Source organism: Amycolatopsis sp. NPDC003865, assembly GCF_053605345.1.
Map to the genome: position 1 here is coordinate 514,953 of NZ_JBSGJA010000003.1, position 20,036 is coordinate 534,988.

General features: G+C 71.9%; 16 protein-coding genes and 1 pseudogene. 6 read left to right on the forward strand and 11 right to left on the reverse strand.

What is annotated here, in order from left to right; genetic code table 11:
* Window positions 1-38: 38 nt before the first annotated feature.
* A complete protein-coding gene (locus tag ACWEVP_RS11195; protein WP_452062399.1) occupies window positions 39-584 on the reverse strand; it encodes a DinB family protein in 546 nt (181 codons plus the stop codon).
* Window positions 585-693: 109 nt separating this feature from the next.
* On the opposite strand from ACWEVP_RS11195, the gene guaA reads away from it, so the two are divergent.
* Window positions 694-2,250, forward strand: a complete 1,557-nt coding sequence (guaA, locus tag ACWEVP_RS11200) for a glutamine-hydrolyzing GMP synthase (RefSeq protein ID WP_452062400.1) — start codon at window positions 694-696, stop codon at window positions 2,248-2,250.
* 62 nt (window positions 2,251-2,312) lie between these two features.
* On the opposite strand, the gene ACWEVP_RS11205 is transcribed toward guaA, so the two are convergent.
* Together ACWEVP_RS11205 and ACWEVP_RS11210 are read right to left on the reverse strand one after the other, a co-directional pair.
* On the reverse strand, window positions 2,313-2,549 hold the full coding sequence (locus tag ACWEVP_RS11205) for a hypothetical protein (RefSeq protein ID WP_452062401.1): 237 nt from the start codon (window positions 2,547-2,549) through the stop codon (window positions 2,313-2,315).
* Window positions 2,542-3,831, reverse strand: a complete 1,290-nt coding sequence (locus ACWEVP_RS11210; protein WP_452062402.1) for a PspC domain-containing protein — start codon at window positions 3,829-3,831, stop codon at window positions 2,542-2,544. The genes ACWEVP_RS11205 and ACWEVP_RS11210 overlap by 8 nt, the downstream gene beginning before the upstream one ends.
* Before the next feature lie 125 nt (window positions 3,832-3,956).
* Between ACWEVP_RS11210 and ACWEVP_RS11215 the strand changes: the two genes are divergently transcribed.
* Both ACWEVP_RS11215 and ACWEVP_RS11220 read left to right on the forward strand, forming a co-directional pair.
* Window positions 3,957-5,252, forward strand: a complete 1,296-nt coding sequence (locus ACWEVP_RS11215) for an ATP-binding protein (protein WP_452062403.1) — start codon at window positions 3,957-3,959, stop codon at window positions 5,250-5,252.
* Between the two features lie 7 nt (window positions 5,253-5,259).
* Window positions 5,260-5,940, forward strand: a complete 681-nt coding sequence (locus ACWEVP_RS11220; protein ID WP_086672798.1) for a response regulator — start codon at window positions 5,260-5,262, stop codon at window positions 5,938-5,940.
* A 3-nt stretch (window positions 5,941-5,943) separates the two neighbouring features.
* Here the strand turns inward: ACWEVP_RS11220 and ACWEVP_RS11225 are convergent, their stop codons facing one another.
* Window positions 5,944-6,912, reverse strand: a complete 969-nt coding sequence (locus ACWEVP_RS11225; protein ID WP_452062404.1) for a DMT family transporter — start codon at window positions 6,910-6,912, stop codon at window positions 5,944-5,946.
* Window positions 6,913-7,016: 104 nt separating this feature from the next.
* Between ACWEVP_RS11225 and ACWEVP_RS11230 the strand changes: the two genes are divergently transcribed.
* On the forward strand, window positions 7,017-7,919 hold the full coding sequence (locus ACWEVP_RS11230) for a LysR family transcriptional regulator (protein WP_452062405.1): 903 nt from the start codon (window positions 7,017-7,019) through the stop codon (window positions 7,917-7,919).
* Between the two features lie 201 nt (window positions 7,920-8,120).
* A complete protein-coding gene (locus ACWEVP_RS11235; protein WP_452062406.1) occupies window positions 8,121-9,719 on the forward strand; it encodes a prealbumin-like fold domain-containing protein in 1,599 nt (532 codons plus the stop codon).
* Between the two features lie 34 nt (window positions 9,720-9,753).
* Here ACWEVP_RS11235 and ACWEVP_RS11240 read toward each other — a convergent pair whose 3' ends face one another.
* The 7 genes and pseudogenes from ACWEVP_RS11240 to ACWEVP_RS11270 all read right to left on the reverse strand — a co-directional run bounded on the left by ACWEVP_RS11240 (window position 9,754) and on the right by ACWEVP_RS11270 (window position 16,753).
* A complete protein-coding gene (locus tag ACWEVP_RS11240; RefSeq protein ID WP_452062407.1) occupies window positions 9,754-10,845 on the reverse strand; it encodes a serine/threonine-protein kinase in 1,092 nt (363 codons plus the stop codon).
* A gap of 16 nt (window positions 10,846-10,861) precedes the next feature.
* Window positions 10,862-12,487, reverse strand: coding sequence for a serine/threonine-protein kinase (locus ACWEVP_RS11245; RefSeq protein ID WP_452062408.1), 1,626 nt, complete (start codon window positions 12,485-12,487; stop codon window positions 10,862-10,864).
* Window positions 12,488-12,702: 215 nt separating this feature from the next.
* Window positions 12,703-13,278: a hypothetical protein gene (locus ACWEVP_RS11250; RefSeq protein ID WP_452062409.1), complete on the reverse strand. Its 576-nt coding sequence runs from the start codon at window positions 13,276-13,278 to the stop codon at window positions 12,703-12,705.
* A 546-nt stretch (window positions 13,279-13,824) separates the two neighbouring features.
* The gene (locus ACWEVP_RS11255) at window positions 13,825-15,159 is read right to left on the reverse strand and encodes a hypothetical protein (RefSeq protein WP_452062410.1); all 1,335 of its coding nucleotides are present in this window, start codon (window positions 15,157-15,159) and stop codon (window positions 13,825-13,827) included.
* Window positions 15,160-15,493: 334 nt separating this feature from the next.
* Window positions 15,494-15,808 (reverse strand): annotated as a pseudogene (locus ACWEVP_RS11260) (hypothetical protein).
* 64 nt (window positions 15,809-15,872) lie between these two features.
* The gene (locus ACWEVP_RS11265; RefSeq protein ID WP_452062411.1) at window positions 15,873-16,169 is read right to left on the reverse strand and encodes a chorismate mutase; all 297 of its coding nucleotides are present in this window, start codon (window positions 16,167-16,169) and stop codon (window positions 15,873-15,875) included.
* 167 nt (window positions 16,170-16,336) lie between these two features.
* On the reverse strand, window positions 16,337-16,753 hold the full coding sequence (locus ACWEVP_RS11270) for a DUF1707 SHOCT-like domain-containing protein (RefSeq protein ID WP_452062412.1): 417 nt from the start codon (window positions 16,751-16,753) through the stop codon (window positions 16,337-16,339).
* Between the two features lie 145 nt (window positions 16,754-16,898).
* Between ACWEVP_RS11270 and pcrA the strand changes: the two genes are divergently transcribed.
* Window positions 16,899-19,316: a DNA helicase PcrA gene (gene pcrA / locus ACWEVP_RS11275; protein ID WP_452062413.1), complete on the forward strand. Its 2,418-nt coding sequence runs from the start codon at window positions 16,899-16,901 to the stop codon at window positions 19,314-19,316.
* The last annotated feature ends 720 nt before the right edge of the window (window positions 19,317-20,036 follow it).

Genomic DNA, 20,036 nt, shown 5'->3' on the forward strand with positions numbered 1-20,036 from the left:
CCCGGTGAATCGCGCCGGTGGTGACTCCGCGTTACAGATCACCGGTTGCGGTAGAGATCGCGCAGCAGCAGGACTTCGGCGCAGTGGTGGATCATCTCGCGGTGGATGTGCAGCACCAGCGTCGCCATCGGGTACTTCGCGTAGGGGCCCTCGGCCGGGCCGCACGGTCGCGCCAGCGCATCTTCGTCGAGGGACTTCACCCCCTCGACCCACCGGGCGCAGTACTCGTCGAGCCGGGACATCGCCTCGGCGGCCGTGCCCGGGTAGGGGTAGTCGTCGTAGGTCATCGCCGGGCCGCCGAAGTGCGACGCCGCCCGCATCCCCAGCACCCCGACGAGGAGGTGGTTGAGCCGCCACGCGATCGTCGTGACCGGCGGCGGAACCGGCTCGGGGAAGGCGAAGTCGATGGTGAACGGGCCCGTGCCGGGCTCGTCGTCCGACTTCCGCGGCCGCACGGTCCAGCAGGACGGCACGGGCTCCCAGAAGTACTCGTCGTCGGTGAGGCCCTCGAGCTTCGGGCGCGTGTGGACGTTCCAGTGGAAGTCGAGCTGGTCGGTCAGTTCCTTGGTCCAGTTCACAGCCATACCGGGGACCGTAGGCCCGATCGCGGACAGGGGCGGCCCTGAATCGGGGGTGACCGGGCCCACCTGGGACGATGGAGGGGAATCCCGCTTCTCGCCAGGAGGTCGCCAGGTGCCCAACCCCACCGGTCCGGTTCTCGTCGTGGACTTCGGGGCGCAGTACGCGCAGCTGATCGCCCGGCGCGTCCGCGAGGCGCAGATCTACTCCGAGGTCGTCCCGCACAGCGCGTCGACCGAAGAGATCCTCGCGAAGAACCCCGCGGCCATCATCCTTTCGGGCGGCCCGTCGAGCGTGTACGCCGAAGGCGCCCCCGGCATGGACCCGAAGCTCACCGAAGCGGGCGTCCCGATCTTCGGCATCTGCTACGGCCACCAGCTGCTGGCCAGCGCGCTCGGCGGCGTCGTCGAGCCGACCGGTGTGCGCGAGTTCGGCCGCACCGAGGTCCGCGTCACCGGCGACGGCGGCGTCCTGCACGCCGGCCTGCCCGCGCACCAGCCCGCGTGGATGAGCCACAACGACAGCGTCACGAAGGCCCCGGAGGGCTCGGTCGTCACGGCGTCGTCGGACGGCGCCGAGGTCGCCGGCTTCGAGGACGTCGAGCGCCGCTTCGCCGGCGTCCAGTACCACCCGGAGGTCGCGCACTCGCCGCACGGCCAGGAGGTGCTGCGCCGGTTCCTGCACGAGATCGCGGGCATCAAACCGCAGTGGACGACGTCGTCGATCGTCGAGGAGCAGATCCAGCGGATCAGCGACCAGATCGGGGACGGCCGCGCGATCTGCGGCCTCTCCGGCGGTGTCGACTCCGCGGTCGCGGCCGCGCTGGTGCAGCGCGCCATCGGTGACCGGCTGACGTGCGTGTTCGTCGACCACGGCCTGCTGCGGGCGGGCGAGCGCACCCAGGTCGAGCGGGACTACGTCGCCGCGACCGGCGTCAACCTGGTGACCGTGGACGCGCGCGAGCGGTTCCTCGACGCGCTGGCCGGGGTCACCGACCCCGAAGAGAAGCGCAAGATCATCGGGCGCGAATTCATCCGCGTCTTCGAGCAGGCCGAGCGCGACCTCAAGGCGCAGGGCGACTACAAGTTCCTGGTCCAGGGCACGCTCTACCCGGACGTCGTCGAGTCCGGTGGCGGCGAGGGCACGGCCAACATCAAGAGCCACCACAACGTCGGCGGCCTGCCGGACGACCTGCAGTTCGAGCTGGTCGAGCCGCTGCGGCTGCTGTTCAAGGACGAGGTCCGCCGCGTCGGCCTGGAGCTGGGGCTGCCCGAGACGATCGTGCACCGCCAGCCGTTCCCCGGCCCCGGCCTGGGCATCCGGATCATCGGCGCGGTCGACGCCGAGCGCCTCGAGACGCTGCGGGCGGCCGATCTGATCGCCCGCGAGGAGCTGACGGCGGCCGGGCTGGACCGCGACATCTGGCAGTGCCCGGTGGTGCTGCTCGCCGACGTCCGCAGCGTCGGCGTGCAGGGTGACGGCCGGACGTACGGGCACCCGGTGGTGCTGCGGCCGGTGTCGTCGGAGGACGCGATGACCGCGGACTGGACACGCCTGCCCTACGACGTCCTGGAGCGGATCTCCACGCGCATCACCAACGAGGTCGCGGAGGTCAACCGGGTGGTGCTGGACGTGACGTCCAAGCCGCCGGGCACCATCGAGTGGGAATGAGTCCACTGTAGACAAGGCTCGAGGCCCCGGCGTGGGATCCGGGGCCTCGAGGGATTTCGGGGCTAGCGGCGGCGTTTCCCGAAGGACGCGCCGAGGAGCAGCAGCCCCACGAGCACCGCGCCGCCGGCGACGACCCAGCGGAAGTCGAACTGCGGCAGCCAGCTCGCGCCGTCCGAAAGGACGTAGGCGGAGACCAGCAGCGTCGCGATCCCGACGATCAGGGTGAAGACGTCCACGCCGCGCTTCGCGGGCTGGGTCTCCGCCGGGTTGTCGTAGGCGTAGGGGTTCTGGTCAGCCACGGCGCACCTCCACGTTGCCCACGCTGTTCTTGACGTGCAGGGTGATCTGCTGGCCACCCGGGCCGTCGGTGCCGTAGTCGACGCCGGTCAGCGGGTCCTGGCTGATGCCGTCGGTCTCGTGGCCGAAGCACTCGGCGTTGCCGGCCCCGGTGCGGCAGTCGTAGGTGACGTCCGCGGTGTCCGGCACGACGACGGTGGTGTCGCCGGCGCCGTTGACCACGTTGGTGGTGATCGGCGAGCCGGCGGGCAGCTCGGTCAGGTCGAGGTTGATGTTGCCCGCGGCGTGCTGGTAGAGCGGCTTCAGGTCGGTCACCGCGTGCGGGGTCTCCCGGAGGTCGCCCGCACCGCCGCGGAAGTCGAAGTTCTCGAACGGCACGGTCGTCAGCACCATGCCGGCGATCGCCAGCGGCACGGCGAGCCCGATCAGGCCGCGCCCGCCGCGGGCGAAGGCACCGGTGACCAGGCCGATCCCGACGACGCCGAGCACCAGGCCGATGATGTGCTGCGCGGAGAACCAGGTCGCGCCGTTGAGGTTGGCGAGCACGCCACCCCCGGCGGTCAGCACGGCGAGCCCGAAGGTCGCGGAGCCGACCTTGGAGTTGCGGCGCCGCTCGGGCCGGCGGTCACGGTGGTGGTACGACGACGGCGGCGGGGGCGGCGGCTGCGCCGACGGCGGGTCGGGCAGGTCCCAGCCCGCCGGATCGGCGGCGAGCGGGTCCCACCCCGGCTTCGCCTCCGCGCCGGCGGTCGCGGTGTCGGTCATGGTGAAGGCTCCGTTCCCGGTGAAGGCCTGGGTCCGCGGGGTGACCGGCGCGGGCCGGTTCTCCTGGCCGCGGTTGCGGTGCAGCAGGTAGAGCGCGATGGCGATGAGCGCGAAGGAGATGAGGGCTCCACCGTCGAACCACGAGCCGCTGAAAGCGCCCCCGACGCTGATGACGGTGAGCACGCAGAGCACGACGGCGAAGGCGGGCGACACCGACGACCGGCCGCGCCCGATCAGGCTCTCGAAGCCGGAGACCTCGTCGCTTTCCCCCGGCAGGAACAGCCACCCCAGCAGGTAGAAGGGAACGCCGAAGCCCCCGAAGATCGTGGCGACCACCAGGGCGACCCGCACGACGACGGGGTCGATCCCGTACCGGTACCCGATGGCCGCGGCGACGCCGGCGACCTTCCGCCCGGCGTGCGGCCGCCGGGGCCGGCTGACCCAGAAGTCCTTCACGGTCTCCTCGAAGCCGTTCAACGGACTCGGCTTCGGTGCCCGTGTCTCACTCGCACCACTCATACCGAAGAGCATGCGCGATCGGCGGGCGGCGGACATCCGGGATGGTCCCTGAGGTTTCCCGGAGAGGGGCGCGGGCTCCGGGAGCGGATCAGGGGCTTCCCTGATGGAAGCCGGCGTTCCCGCGTGTGACCATGGACGACGTGCAGGAAGCCCTCGACCACGTCACCACCGACCAGGTGACCGTCCCGGACAAGCCCAAGATGTTCCGGCGCCGGTCCGGGCGGGCCATCGCCGGGGTCGCCGGCGGGCTCGCCGACCACCTCGGCGTCCCGGTCGTCTGGGTCCGGACCGCCTTCGCGCTGCTCGCCGCCCTCAACGGGGCCGGCCTGCTCGCCTACGGGCTCCTCTGGGTGTTCGTCCAGCAGCAGACCGAAGAAACCGCGAAGGCGCCGACGTCGAAGGAGCGCCAGCAGGCGTTCGGCCTGATCGCGCTGGGGGTCGGGCTCGCCGTCGCCAGCGGGACGCTCACCGGGTTCATCAGCGGCTGGGTCGCCGTGCCGCTCGCCGTCGCCATGATCGGCCTCGCCGTCGTCTGGCGGGAGGCCGACGAGTCGCAGCGGCGCCGCTGGCGGGTCGGGGCCAAGGACGGCTTCGCGGGCGCGTTCCTCGGCGGAGGCGGCTGGTCGGCCGCGATCCGGATCGTCGCCGGTGTCGCGCTGGTCATCACCGGCATCACCGTCGTCGTGCTGCGCAGCGGCACCCTCGACCAGGTCCAGTTCGCCCTGATCGCGGTCCTCGCGACGCTGATCGGCGTCGCCGTGCTGACCATCCCGTTCTGGCTGCGGCTGGTCCGCGACCTGTCGGACGAGCGCAAGGCCCGCATCCGCACCGACGAACGCGCCGAGATCGCCGCCCATCTGCACGACTCCGTCCTGCAGACGCTGGCGCTGATCCAGAAGCAGAGCGAGCAGCCCCGCGAGGTCGCCCGGCTGGCGCGCAGCCAGGAACGCGAACTGCGCGGCTGGCTCTACGGCCCGAACGGCTACGGCAAGCCCGTCGAGACCGCCGAAGAAGCGACGGGCCAGCTGTCCGAAGCGCTCGCGACGGCGTGCGGCGAGGTCGAGGACACCTTCGCGATCTCCGTCGGCCAGGTCGTCGTCGGCGACGCGGAACTGGACGACTCACTCGTCGCCCTGGTCCAGGCCGCGCGGGAAGCGATCGTCAACGCCGCCAAGCACGCGGGTGTCGAGGAGGTCAGCGTCTTCGCCGAAGTCGAGCCGACGTCGGTGACGGTGTTCGTCCGCGACCGCGGCAAGGGCTTCGACCCCGACCTCGTCCCGGACGACCGCCACGGCCTCGCCGACTCGATCCGCGGCCGGATGACCCGCCACGGCGGCACGTGCAAGGTGCGCACCGCGCCGGGGGAGGGCACCGAAGTGCAGCTCGCCATGCCGGTGAAAGCGGGCAAGGGGGCAGCGTGAGGCGGCTATGCTCGACGACGTGACTGACACCCAGCGCGAACCGGTCAAGGTGTTCCTCGTCGACGACCACGCCCTGTTCCGCGCGGGCGTCCGCACCGAGCTCGACTCGATCACCGACGAGGTCCGCGTGGTCGGCGAGGCCGGCTCGGTGGCCGAGGCGGTGGCCGGGATCGCCCGGACCAAGCCCCAGGTGGTGCTGCTCGACGTCCACATGCCCGACGGCGGCGGCGCGGAGGTCCTGCGCCGGGTGCGCCCGGAGCTGCCGGACGTGGTGTTCCTGGCGCTGTCGGTGTCCGACGCGGCGGAGGACGTCATCGCGGTCATCCGAGCGGGCGCGCGCGGCTACGTGACGAAGACGATCTCGTCGAAGGAGCTGGTCCGCGCGGTGGTCCGCGTGTCCGACGGCGACGCGGTGTTCTCGCCGCGGCTGGCCGGGTTCGTCCTGGACGCGTTCGCCGACCGCCCCGGTTCGGCGCCGATCAACGACCCGGAACTGGACCTGCTGACGCCGCGGGAGCGTGACGTCCTGCGGCTGCTCGCGCGGGGCTACGCGTACAAGGAGATCGCGTCGGAGCTGTTCATCTCCGTCAAGACGGTCGAGACGCACGTGTCGAGCGTGCTGCGGAAGACTCAGCTCTCGAACCGCTACGAGCTCTCGCGCTGGGCCTCCGACCGCCGCCTCGTCTGAGACTCAGTCCGCCAGCGGAGCAAGCGGCCGCGGTGCGCGCCCGGCGGTGTCGTCACCAAGCCCATCCGCCTGGTCACCGGGTACTCCCGCGGCCACTCGCTCCGGCTTCTGGAGGCGGGTCAGCGCGACCCCGCCGAGGACGACGACCATCCCCGCGATCACCCTCAGGTTCAGCTGCTCGCCCAGGAACACCGCACCCAGCAGGACCGAAACCACCGGCAGCAGGTACCCGACCACCGACGCCGCCACCGCGCCTTCGCTCGCCAGCAGCTGGTAGTTCAGCGCGAACGCGATCCCCGTCGACCCGATCCCCAGCACGAGCACGGCCAGCAGCGGCCCGGTCGAGACGTGCACCGGCGTCAACCCGCCCACCGGCAGCGCCAGCACCAGCATCCCGCTGGCCAGCAGCATCTGCCCGGCGGAGACCGCGTACGGCGAAGACGTCGGATCCGACAGGTACCTGCCTTCGTAGACGAACGCGAAGCCGTAGCTCGCCGCCGCCGCGAGGCACGCCAGCGCGCCCCAGCTGAGCAGGCCCGACGCCTGCCACGGCGCGAAGATCAGCAGGATCCCGCCGAGGCCCACCAGCAGCCCCGCCAGCCGGGTCCCCGTCATCCGCGACGACGTCCCCATCAGCGGCGCCGCCAGCAGCACCCACAGCGGCGTCGTCGAGTTCAGCACCCCGGTGATCCCCGAGTCGACCGTCGTCTCGCCGATCGCGAACAGCAGGAACGGCAGCGCGTTGTGGAAGAACGCCGCGACGGCCAGGTGACCCCACACCCGCCGGTCGCGCGGCAGCCGGGCGCGCTGCAGCCGGCACAGCACCAGCAGCATCGCCGCGCCGAGCACGAGCCGCGCCAGCACCAGCTGCACCGGCGAGAACATCCCCAGCCCCAGCTTGATCCAGAAGAAGCTCGAACCCCACATCAACGCCAGCGCGCCGATCCTCAGCAGGGTCTTCGTCTCGCCCACCCCAGTCCTCCTTCTTCGATCAAGCGCCAGCTTCGCGCCGCCGAGACGTAAGGACAAGCGAAAATAACTGCAGGGACGCTTAAGCTGAGCTGTACGATCGGGGCATGCTCGACGTCCGCCGCATGCAGGTCCTCCGCGCCGTCATCACCAGCGGGTCGATCACCGCGGCGGCCCGCAACCTCGGCTACACGCCGTCCGCGATCAGCCAGCAGCTGTCCGCCCTGGAGCGCGAAGCCGGCACCGAGCTGCTCGAACGCGTCGGCCGCGGCGTCCGCGCGACGCCGGCGGGGGCGCTGCTCTCCGAGCACGCCGAGAAGCTGAGCACCGAGCTCGCGAAGGCCGAGGCGGCGCTGACCGAGCTCAAGGAGGGCCGCACCGGCCGCGTCGCCATCCGCTACTTCGCGACGGCCGGCGCGTCCCTGGTCCCGCCCGCCATCGCCGCCGTCCGCCGCGAGCACCCCGGCGTCCGCCTCGACCTCAAGCTGGTCGAGCCGGACGACCCGATGGCCGACGTCGAAGCGGGCAACGCCGACGTCGCGATCACCGTCTTCCCGCGCAAGGAACCGCCGGGCAAGGGCGTCGAGCTGGTGCACCTGCTCGACGACCCCTACCGCGCGGTGCTGCCGAAGACCCACCCGCTGGCCCGCAAGCGCGTGCTCGACCTGACGGAGTTCGCCGAAGAGCCGTGGGTCGGCGTCGACGGCCTGCCCGGCATCTGCCGCGACATCCTCGACGGCGCCTGCGCGTCCGCGGGCTTCGCGCCGAACGTCGTGGTCGAGTCCGAGGACTACCAGACGGCGCAGGGGTTCGTCGCCGCCGGCATCGGCGTCGGGCTCATCCCCGAGCTGGGGCTCGGCGCCCAGCACCCCGGCGTGGTCGTCCGCAAGATCCGCAACCCGGAGCCGGTCCGCGCGATCCACGCCGCGGTCGCCTCCCGCGCGTGGGGGCAGCCCGCCGTCCGCACGTTCCTCGAAGCCATGCGCGCGGCGACCGTGAAAGTCGCCTGACTGAAAAAGTTCCACACCATTCTTTTCAAGGTTTTCCCTTGGTAAAAAGAATGCGTTCCCGGTGTCGAAACAGGGCCAATCGGCCCTGCTCAGCGACCTGATCGACGCGTACGGTGGGTGCGCGATCAGTGGACTCCGCGGCTTTCGGCGCAGCCGCGGAAGGGCGTTTCGTTATTCCCTTTTCGGCAGAGAGAAACCACCATGAGCAAAAGAGCGACAAGACGCGTACGGCGCCGTGCCGGCATCGCACTGCTGGGCGCCATCGGCCTCACCTTCGGCGTGCTGACGTCCGCCGAAGCGAACCTCTCCGGCAGCCCGTTCGACGCCGCCGACGGCAATCTCGTCCTCAACGACGAGACGCAGGACTGGGTCAACGCACCCAACCTCGCGAAGGGCCTCGACAAGCCGACCGGCCAGACCGACGACTCCTTCGGTCAGGGCACCAAGGAGGACACGACGGTCCCGACCGTCGTCGACGGCTCGATCCCGAACAACAAGAGCGACCTCACCCGCCTGTACGTCGCGAACCAGCGCGTGTCCGGCAAGGAGTTCCTGTACCTGGCGTGGGAGCGGGTCCAGGAGCCGACCGGCACGACCAACATGGACTTCGAGTTCAACCAGTCCTCGACGCCGAGTGCGAACGGTGTGACGCCGGTGCGCACCGCGGGTGACGTCCTGATCAAGTACGACCTGTCGCAGGGTGGCGTCAACCCGGTGCTCGGGTACCACCTGTGGGTCACCTCGGGCAACGCCGCGACGGTCTGCGAAGCCAGCAATTCCGTTCCGTGCTGGGGCAAGGTGCAGTCGCTGAGCGGGAACTTCGAAGGCTCGATCAACACACCGTCCGTCACCGACCCGATCGCGCCGAACGCGCCGCGGACGCTGTCCCCGCGCACCTTCGGCGAAGCCGCGGTCAACCTCACCGACTCCGGCATCCTGCCCCCGGGCACGTGCAAGAGCTTCGGCGCGGCCTACCTCAAGAGCCGGGCGTCGGACTCGTTCACCGCGGCGGTGAAGGACTTCATCGCGCCGATCCCGGTGAACATCTCCAACTGCGGCAAGATCGTCGTCCGGAAGGTGACCGTGCCGTCGCCGGACCCGACGAACACGTCGTTCGCCTTCACCCTGACCGGCGGACCGTCCGCGCTGAACAAGTCGTTCTCCCTCAAGAACGGCGAGTCCGACACGACGAGCAACGTCCTGGCCGGCTCCGGCTACAACGCCGCCGAGACGGTGCCCGCGAACTGGACCCTGACGAGCGCCACGTGCGACGACGGGAGCCCGGTGACCAACATCGACGTCAGCGCCGACGAAACGGTCACCTGCACCTTCACCAACACCCTGCAGCTCGGGGCGATCAAGGTGACCAAGACGCGCAAGCACGCCGCCGACGGCGCGGGCGACCACCCGCACGCCGGGGTGAACTTCACCGTCAACGGCGTCACCAAGGCCACCGACAGCACCGGTGTGGCCTGCTTCGACGGCCTGACCTTCGGCAGCTACACCGTCCACGAGACCGTGCCCGCGGGCTACCACGTCGACGGCAACGACAAGTCCGTGACGGTCGACAACACCGCCACCTGCGCCGCCACCCCGTACGCCGGTGAGAACGTGTCCTTCCACAACACGCCGCTCACCGACCTCACGGTCGGAGTGAACTCGCAGGTCGACGGCGGGACTGCGTCGACGATCGACTGCACGGTCGCGAGCGGCTCCACCGGCGCCGGCGGCGACGGTTCCGTCACCGCGCAGAACCTGGAGCCGGGCACCTACACCTGTGTGATCGTGGTCGATCCGTGAGCTGGGGGCGTGCCGGGTCCGCCCCCGGCACGCCTCACACGAAGAACAGCTCGGAGACGAGGATGCCGACCAGCACCGCCGCGAGGATCGCGGCCACGGTGATCAGCGTCTTCTTCGACACCGGCAGGTTCCACCCGCCCTGCGGCCGCGGGGCGGGAGCCGGTGCCGGCGCGTACTGCGTCGCCTGCGGGACCGGCTGCATCCGCTGGGTCGCCTCCGCCGCGGAATAGCCGGGCGCCGCGACCGGGATCTGCTGCTGGAACTGCGGTCCCGACGGCGGCATCGGCGGTCCCGCGGGCGCTGCCGCCGGATTGAACGGCGGGGCCGGCGGAGGCTGGAGCCCCGGCGCGGTCGGTGGGATGAACGCCGTCTCGCGACCCTCGGTGATGGCGCTCAGCGAACGGACGGTGTCGGCCATCGTCGGCCGGGTCGTCGGGTCGGCGCGCAGCATCTTGCGCAGCGCCGCGGTCAGCACGCCCGCGTTCTGCGCCGGCCGCTCGGACGACTGCCCGTCCTCGCCGAACGGCGGCACGCCCTCCACGGACGTGTACAGCGTCGCGCCCAGCGAGAAGACGTCGGCCGCCGGCGTCGGGGGGAGCCCGCGCGCGACCTCGGGAGCCACGTACGCGGCGTGCGGCCCGCCGCCGCTGATGCCGATGTCGGTGAGCTTGACGCCGCCGTCGTCGGCCAGCAGCACCGTGCCCGGCTCGAGCGTGCGGTGCACGAACCCGGCCGCGTGGATCGCGGTGAGCGCGTTGCCGAGCTGGATGCCCAGGTGGGCGGCCTGGTCGGGGGTGAGCCTGCCGTGCTCGGCGAGGAACGTCGCCATGCTGCGCGACGGGATGTACTCCATCACCAGCCAGACGTCCTGGCCGTCGGGCAGCACGTCGAACACCTTGATCGCGCACGGGTGCTCGATCCGGGCGGCGTCCTTGCCCTCCTGCATGGCGGCGGCGCGCGCCTGCTCGGCGCGATCACCCGCCCCGACCGGGAGGTACATCCGCTTCATCGCGACGGTGCGGAACAGCCGCGTGTCGAACGCCAGCCACACGATGCCCGCGCGGCCACGGCCGATCGGCTGGTCCAGCCGGAACCGGCCGCCGACGATGGTGCCTTCGGAACTCAACACAAACCTCGGGTGATCAGGTACCAGCCGGGGAGGAAGTCGGCGGGTCCGGTGTGGTCTCGGGCACGGAACTGGACGTCGGAGTCGTCGTCTTCGGAGTCGTCGTCTTGGACGGGGTCGTGGTCTTCTCCGGCTCGGTCGCCCGCGACGTGGTCGCACGCTTCGACGAGGAGGTCTCCGAAACCGGCGGCGGCACGTCCGCCGTGCTGATCGGCTCCTCCGTCGTCGACGGCAGCGACTCCGACGTCGCGACCGGCGCGGGCTTGCTGCTCGACACCGGCGCGGCGGGCGCCTCCGGGTTGTTCGGGCTCAGCAGCCAGACGGCGAGCGCGACCAGGCCCACGACCACGACGCCGCCGATGATCGCCGGGCGCTTCCACGCGCCAGGCTTCTCGTCGTCGTCATCGACCGGGCTGGCCTGCGGACGCCGCGGCGGGGGCGGCGGGGCCGGCTCGTCTTCGTAGTCGTCGTACGGGTCGTCCGCGTACGGGCCCTGCTCGTGCGGGGGCACCGGCACCGCGCGGGTCGCGGCCAGGCCGGGCGGGACCCCGCCGGCGTACTGCTGGCGCTCGTCGGGGTAGCGGTCGTACCCGTCGTAGTCGTCCTCCGGGTAGCCGGTGGCCTCCGGGTAGTCGTCCTCGTCGTAGTACGGCACGGCTTGGGTCGGCGCTTGGCCGCCGTCGAGGAGGCTGCCGGAGTGGCCCGCCGGGACCTCGTCGAACATCTGGGTGGCGTTCGGGTCGGCGACGGCGGCCGCGCCGAGCACGCCCGCGGCCGGCGCCATCATCGTCTCTTCCGCCGGGGCGCCGAGCGGCGTCTCGCCGCGGGCGACGGCGGCGAGCAGCTCCTCGCACTCCTCGGCGGTCGGCCGGTGCTGGACGTCCGGGTGCAGCAGCACGGCCAGCACGCTCGCCAGCGGCCCGGACTGGCGCGGCGGGATGATCTGCCCGGCCGCGACCGCGTGCAGCAGGCTCAGCGTGTTCTCCGACAGCCCGAACGGCGGCTGGCCCTCGCAGGCTGCGTAGAGCGTCGAGCCCAGCGAGAAGACGTCGGACTCCGGCCCGGGGTCGCCGCCGATGGCGACCTCGGGGGCCAGGTAGGCGGGGGTGCCGGCGATCATCCCGGTCTTGGTGACCGTGACGTCGTCCTTGGCGCGCGAGATGCCGAAGTCGGTGATCTTCACGGTGCCGTTGCCGGCGAGCAGGATGTTGCCCGGCTTGATGTCGCGGTGCACGATGCCGACCGCGTGCGCCTCGCGCAGCGCCGCGGCGACCTGGGCGCCGATGCGCGCCACCTCGGTCGGCGGCAGCGTGCGGCGTTCCTGCAGCACGGCGGCCAGGCTCGTGGAGTTGAGGTACTCCATGATCAGGCACGGCTGCCCGTTGTCGTCGGTGACGACGTCGAACACCGAGATCGCGTTCGGGTGGTGCAGGCGGGCGGCGATCCGGCCCTCGCGCATCGTCCGCTGGCGCGCGTCTTCGGCGTCGTGCTCGTCCAGGTGCGGCTGGAGGAGCAGCTGCTTGATGGCGACCGTGCGGCCCAGGACTTCGTCGTGCGCCTGCCAGACGGCCCCCATCGCGCCCGTGCCGATCCGGCCGACGATGCGGTACCGACCGGCGACCAGACGACCCTCGTCGCTCACGCGACCTCCCTTTGGGCTCCGACTTCACCAGGGCGTGAGGATCGGTGCCTGGTGACGCGGCCACGCGCACGCCGCTTCGCTGGAGCGTATGCACATGTCGTGGGCTGTGTGCCGGCTTCACTGAGACCGGCCCGTGACAAGGCTAGGCGCTCACTCTGCGCACACGAATCCGGTACAGGCACTTGAACCACGGGTGAAGGGATGATCGCCGAGGGCTACATGTACTGGGCCGAGACGAGCTCGGCTTCGGTGATCAGCCCGCCGCTGTCGGCCACCCGGAACAGCTGGGTCACGCGGACCAGGGCGCCGTCCGGCCGGTGCAGCGTCGCGACCGCGAGGATCGAGCCGTCCGGCTTGATCTGCGTGTCGGCCTCCTGGACGTCGATCGCGTCCATCGAGCTCCAGGTGCGGACCAGCTCGCCGGCCGCGCCGTCGGCCAGCGACGGGCTCAGCAGCGCGAGCGCGCCCGTCGAGTCCCGGGCGATCGCGGCGTAGAAGTTCTTGACGGCCTGGATCTTCTGGGTGGCGCTGCGCGCGTCGGCGGCCGCGTCCGGCACCGCCTGCGCGGTGGGCGGCGCGGCTTCGGTGCGCGGGCTCCCGCCGGTCGACTCCGACGCCGACGGCGCGCCACCGGAGTGCGTGCCCGGCGCGGGGACGCTGGGCTGCTCCGGCGCGCCGCCACCGGCCTGGTGCTGCGGGACGGCGAGGCCGCCGAGCTCGGCGGCGCCGCTGAAGCCGGCGGGCGTGGACTGGCCGCCTTCGGAGACCGCGCGGTGCGCGCTGGTCAGCATCGGCGCGGCGACCACCGCGCCGGCGACGAGCGCACCGGCGGCGACGAGCCCGGCCAGCTTGGCGCGGCGGACGAACCGGCTCTCCGGATCGCCGTCGTCCTCGTCCCGCTCCGGCTCGCGGACGGGGTTCCGGGCGCGGCGGCAGGAACTTCTGCGGATCGCGGAAGACCTGCTCGAGATAGTCGCGGTCGGCGTCGCCGACGCCGTCGAGTATCTCGGCCGGGATCACGTCCTCGACGCGGACGGCGTTGGGTGCCTCACGCCGTGTGCGCTGCCGATCAAGCACGAATGTCCTCGCTCTGGGGTTCCGGGGACGGCGGCTCGGCCGTTCGGCCGGGCTTCCGTTGGTCCGGTCGGCCGACTCGTGGCCGGTTCCGGATCCGCTGTCGTCAGGTAACCCTGTGCGGACGGGCACCACCAGGCTCTGTCGCCGGAATGCCGTCGCGATACGACGAGCGGCAGCATATGTCACCCACCCGGACCAGGGGTAACCGTTCGGCGCACCGCACGTGCATCGGAACGGGCGAACCGCACGTGCAGGGTTCGTTACTGGCCGTCAGCCGCGATCTTGTCGCCGTCCCCGAACGTCAGCGTGCGCTCCTCGATCGTCTTGGAACCGTCGGTGTGGGTGATCTCGACGGTGTTGACGGTGACGCCGCGCTGCTGGTCGACGCTGATCTTGCGGACCTCGAAGTAGGCGATGCCGGCGTAGCGCTCCGCGAGGGCCTGCGGGCCCTGGTCGTGCAGCTCGCCGGTGGTCACCGCGGCCGCCGCGGCGGGGTCGGTGGTGACGGTGTTGAAGAACTTCTCCGAGTTGTCGCCCATGGTCTGGGCGTCCGGCGGGAAGGAGTACCACCACGGCGGCTTGACCGGGGTCTCGCGCTGGGCGGGCGTGACCGGGGGCTTCTGCGGCCGCGCGCTCGGCGTGGCGGTGCCGGTCGTCCCCGGTGCGGCGCTGCTGTCGTCGGCCGGCGGCGGGACGGCGCCGTCGACGGGACCGGCGCCACCGCCGCTGGTCCGCCCGGCCGGCTGGTCCGGCCGGGACGGGGTGTCCGGGCCCGCCGCGGAACCGCCCTGCCGGGACGTCGGGGCGGCCCCGTCGGTGGGGTCGATGACGGTGGGCGCGCCCTGGTAGCCCGGCCACGCGCCCTGCACGGCCTGGTCCACCGGCGGCTTCCCGACCAGGTAGGACCCGGCGAAGAGCAGCCCGACGACCACGGCGCCGGACGCGCCGGTGGCGAACCAGGCCGCCTTCTTCCACGTCTTGGGCGGGGTCACCGACGCGGGCACCGAGCCGATGGTGAAGCCGCCCAGCCCGTCGATCGGCGGCGCGGCGTAGATGCGGACGTCGTCGTCCTCCGGCTCGGCACGGCGCGGCTGCGGGGAGGCCAGCGAGACGCGGGTGCGCCGCGCGGCCTGGTCGGCGCGGGACTCGGTGACGGGCTCGTCGTCGAGGGGGAGATCTCCGTGCGCGGCGGGGAAAAACGGGGGCGCGGGCCGCCGGTCGCGCGGCTGGGGCAGCAACGGCGGGGGCAGCGTGCCGGACACCGGCTGCTCGAAGGGCAGGGACCCGGAAACGTGGTCGGGGAACGAGCCGGCCCCCGGCTGCTCGAACGGCGCGGGCTGGGGGAGCGTGCCGGACATCGACCGCGCGAGCGACCCGGGCGTCGGCTGCGGGAGGGGGAGCCCGCCGGCCCTCGGTGGCGCGAGGGGCAGCGACCCGGACACGGGCGGGTCGACCGGCGCGTGGCCGGCCGCGTGGCGCCGCGCCGCGCGGTTCGGGGGCAGCGGGGGCGTCCAGCTTTCCGTGCCGCCGAGCCGGTGCCGCCCGGGATGGGCGGGCGCGCCGCCGCGTCCGTGGAACTCCGTGCCGTGGGTCATGTCGGTTCGACCACCCGGCGGCCGGGGTCTGATGCCATTGGGGGCCAACGGAACCCGATCGGAGCATCCTCACGAGCGGAATCGCGTTCGGAATCCTGCGCAGATGCACGCGCATGCGAGACTGGGCGCGCGGGGCCAGTGCCCCCGCGCGTCCTCCGGGCTCCGCCCGACCCGAACGCAAGGGTCCTCACGGCGTCAACCCTAGGAGCATCCGGCGTAGAAAGTCCCGCCCAAACCTGCAAGTTGCACAGGTTTCACTCGGTCGGGCGCGACCGATCGGGGGAGGGTGACGCTGCGCAGTTTCACGCAGCGCCATCGGCCCAGCTCGGGGAATTCAGCCTCCCGTGCGGTAGCGGTCACGCGTCGACTGCAGCGCCTTCGTCGCCACCACACCGCTACCGGCCGCGACGAGGATCGCCACGATGTCGAGCGTCGGTCCCCCGGCCGTGAGCAACCAGGCGAACAGCGACGCGGCAGTGGTACCGCCGGCAACGGCCCAGCGGCTGCGGACTTACTGCGCGACCGGCGCGCCGCCGGCCCGCTTACCCGCCGCGTTGTTCAGCAACGCCAGATACCCCACATGGCCCAGCGCGGCCAGCACGCTCGCGAGCGCGACGATGACGGCGATGAGGTTCACGAGCCAGTCCATGACCCCAGTCTGCCCGTGCCCGGGCCACCGGTGCCTCCGGGAAGTCCCCGAATTCGGCCAACCGTTACCGGCCGAGCCTGCCCCGGCCGAGGTTCAGCAGCGCCATGGCCAGCTGACGGCCTTCCGGGCCCAGCTCGCGGTAGCGCGCGAGCACGTCCATCTCGCGGTTGTAGACGATCCGCGTCCCACCGGCGGCCATCCGCGCGGCCCCGATCGTCTTGGACACGTCGATCCGGCGCTTGACCAGCCGCAGGATCTCCTTGTCCAGCCAGTCGATCTCCTCCCGGAGCGACGCGATGTCGTCCCCGGCGGGCGTGTGCTCGGCGGGCTGGCCGTCGGCGTTCGTCGCATGTGCGTTCATCGGGACCTCTCCCTACGAATCCCGGACCCGCCCGGCCCCAGGTACGGCGACAGCCCCGGGTCCGTCGGACTCCGGGGCTGGCGTGATGGCGGTTCGGGCACTACGCGATCACGGGAGCCGGAGTCCGGGTCCCGTAAAAAAATCGCTCTGCGTGGTGCCGCATGCGCTCAGTATGGCACAGCCGCGCCGGGTCGCTCCCGGAACGAGCGCACCCGGGCATGAACGAAGAGGCTCACCGTCAGCCAGAAGAGCGGGAAGGCCGGCCAGAAGAACCCGGCGCCCAGCACCGCCCAGCGGACTATCACCAGCACGGCGATCGCCACCACGACGGCGAGGTGCAGGCGCAGCGCGGGGTGCCGCCGCAGCGCGGCGCGGGTGAGCGGGAAGCCGGGCCGGGGCGGCGCGGGCCGCGGCAGGTCGGCGGTGAGCGCGGCCAGCTCGTCGGTGAACTTGGCGGCGTAGACGTGAGTGAGGCGCTCTTCGACCTCTTCGAGGGTGAGCCGGCCTTCGGAGCCGGCGGTCTGGACAGTGGTGGCGACGCGGTCACGGTCGGCGTCGGCGGCGCGGAGGCGGTGGTTTTCCATGTCCGCCGATGCTCCGCGCGGACGGCCCGGAGCGCGTCGGACGGCAGGCGACACCTCGCGCTACGCCCGGGGCGGTAGCCGCGTCCGCCCGCCCCCGGCACGCTTCTGCCACCCTCCTGCCCGCCCGGGGTAGCGTGGACAGACGATGGACACCCTCTTCGATCTCCCCGCCGAGACCCCCGCGCGCAAGCCCGCTTCCGGCGGGCAGGCCGATCTGCTCGACGACCTGAACCCCGCTCAGCGCGAAGCCGTCACCCACGCCGGTGGCCCGCTGCTGGTGGTGGCGGGCGCGGGATCGGGCAAGACCCGGGTGCTGACCCGCCGCATCGCCTACCTGCTCGGCCAGCGCCGCGTGCACCCCGGCGAAATCATGGCGATCACGTTCACCAACAAGGCGGCCGCGGAGATGCGCGAGCGCGTCGCGGCGCTCGTCGGGCGGCGCGCGAACGCCATGTGGGTGTCGACGTTCCACTCGATGTGCGTGCGGATCCTGCGCCGCGAGGCCAAAACCCTCGACATGTCGTCGAACTTCTCGATCTACGACTCCGACGACACCAAGCGGCTCATCACGCTCGTGGCCCGGGACCTCGACATCGACCCGAAGAAGTACGCGGCGCGCACGCTCGCCGTGCACATCTCCAACCTGAAGAACGAGCTGACCGACCCGGAGACCGCGTCGGCGAACGCGGCCAACGACCTGGAGCGGCGCGTCGCCGAGGTCTACGTCGAGTACCAGCGGCGGCTTTCGCTGGCCAACGCCTTCGACTTCGACGACCTCATCATGCGCACGGTGTCGCTGCTGCAGGCGTTCCCGGCCGTCGCCGAGTACTACCGGCGGCGGTTCCGCCACGTGCTGGTCGACGAGTACCAGGACACGAACCACGCGCAGTACACCCTGGTGCGCGAGCTGGCCGGGACCGCGCCGAACGAGGCCGGTGTCGACCCGGCCGAGCTGGTCGTCGTCGGTGACGCGGACCAGTCGATCTACGCCTTCCGCGGCGCGACGATCCGCAACATCGAGGAGTTCGAGCGGGACTTCCCCAACGCGCACACCATCCTGCTGGAGCAGAACTACCGCTCCACGCAGACGATCCTGTCCGCGGCCAACGCCGTCATCGAGCGGAACCCGAACCGCCGCGCCAAGCGGCTGTGGACGGATTCGGGCGACGGCGAGAAGATCGTCGGCTACGTCGCGGACAACGACCACGACGAAGCCGCTTTCGTCGCGGGCGAAATCGATTCGCTGGCGGAGAAGGGCGAAGCCGACTACTCCGACGTCGCCGTCTTCTACCGCACCAACAACCAGTCCCGCGTCTTCGAAGAGATCTTCATCCGGCTCGGCCTGCCGTACAAGGTCGTCGGCGGCGTGCGGTTCTACGAGCGGCGCGAAGTCCGCGACATGATCGCGTACCTGCGCGTGCTGGCGAACCCGGACGACACGGTCAGCCTGCGGCGGGTGCTGAACGTGCCCAAGCGCGGCATCGGCGACCGCGCGGAGGCCGTCGTGGCGACGCACGCCGAGCGCGAGCGGATCTCGTTCGCCGCGGCGCTGCGGGACGCCACCGAAGACAAGGTGCCGCTGCTGAACCCGCGCTCGGTCAAGGCGATCAAGGGGTTCGTCGCGATGCTGGACGAGCTGGGCACGCTGGTCGCCGAAGGCGCCGAGGTGCACGACGTCCTCGAAGCCGTGCTGGACAAGACCGGCTACCGCATCGAGCTCGAAGAGTCCGACGACCCGCAGGACCACACGCGCGTGGAGAACCTCGACGAGCTCGTCACGGTCGCGCGCGAGTTCACCGAGATCACCGCCGAGGTCGTCGCGGACGAGAACGCCGAGCTGGTCGTGGAACCCGGGGTGCCGGCGCCGGGCTCGCTGCCCGCGTTCCTCGAGCGCGTGTCGCTGGTGGCGGACGCGGACTCGGTCCCTTCGCCCGACGGCGGCGAGGAAGGCGACGGCGGCGCGGGCGTGGTCACGCTGATGACCGTGCACACCGCGAAGGGCCTGGAGTACCCGGTGGTGTTCTGCACCGGTTGGGAGGACGGCGTCTTCCCGCACATGCGCGCGCTGGGCGACCCGACCGAGCTGGCCGAGGAACGGCGGCTGGCGTACGTCGCGATCACGCGGGCGCGGCAGCGGCTGTACGTCTCGCGCGCGATCACGCGCTCGGCGTGGGGCCAGCCTTCGATGAACCCGGCGTCGCGGTTCCTGGACGAGCTGCCGGGCGACCTCGTCGACTGGCGGCGGCTGGAGCCCTCCAGCGCGGGGTTCGGGTTCGGTTCCGGTTCGCGAGGCGGCGGGACGCCGCGTGCGGCGACCACGTGGGGCGGCAGGCGGACTTCGTCGCCGTCGTCGTCGGGCACGCCGTCGTTCGGCAAGGGCTGGAAGGACACAGTGGCGCTGAAGCTGGACGTCGGCGACCGCGTCAGCCACGACAAGTACGGCCTGGGCACGGTGATCTCGTGCGACGGCGTCGGCCCGCGGGCCACGGCGACGATCGACTTCGGCGCGGCCGGCAAGGTCCGCTTGATGCTGATCGGCAGCGTCCCGATGGTGAAGCTGTAACACCCGTCCGAGTGAACCCGGGGGCGATCCTTCCGATCGCCCCCGGAATTGTCGTACCCCGCCGGTAGAACTGACCCCGTCATCGAACACGAGTTCGACGGAGGGGGAGACCGGTGTGGACCCGGTGCTGTTTCACCTGCTGGCCGAAGGGGTACAGAAATACCTGCGAGGAGTCCTGGGGTCGAGGGTTCCGGATCGGGGTCCGGGCCTTTCGGGGGCTTCAGGAAATCCTTCGCGTGCGGGAGCGGAGGCGTGCCGGCTGGCCGCCGCCTGGCGAGCGCTGCTCAGGCAGCACGAGCTGGGAGCGGACGGCCGATGTGTCACCTGCGGCCGGGGACGCCGCTGGACGACACGTCGTGCCGCGCGTGTCCGCTCCGCGGGGGGCGCCGGGGGGCGGGTCGCCTGGGGCTGGTTGCCGGTGCGCAGATCCGCGGAGCTGTGCACGGTGTGGCAGGTCGCGGTCGCGTACTTCATCCGGCGGTTGCCGGGCGGGCAGCGGTAGCCGTTTCCGGGCGCTCAGGGCGTTTCTGGCGGCTTCGGCGCCGTTGAGGATGGTCTCGGGTGTCCGGAGGGTGCTCGCCCGCCCTGGTGCGTCTCTGCCAGTGCTCGCTTCTCGCTTCGCAGTGGCCTGGACCATCGGCCGCCGGAGTTTTCTCGGCTCACGGCTTCGCGCCGGTGTACTTCGCGGGGGGCCGGCTGGAGCGGGTGTCCGTCCGGGTG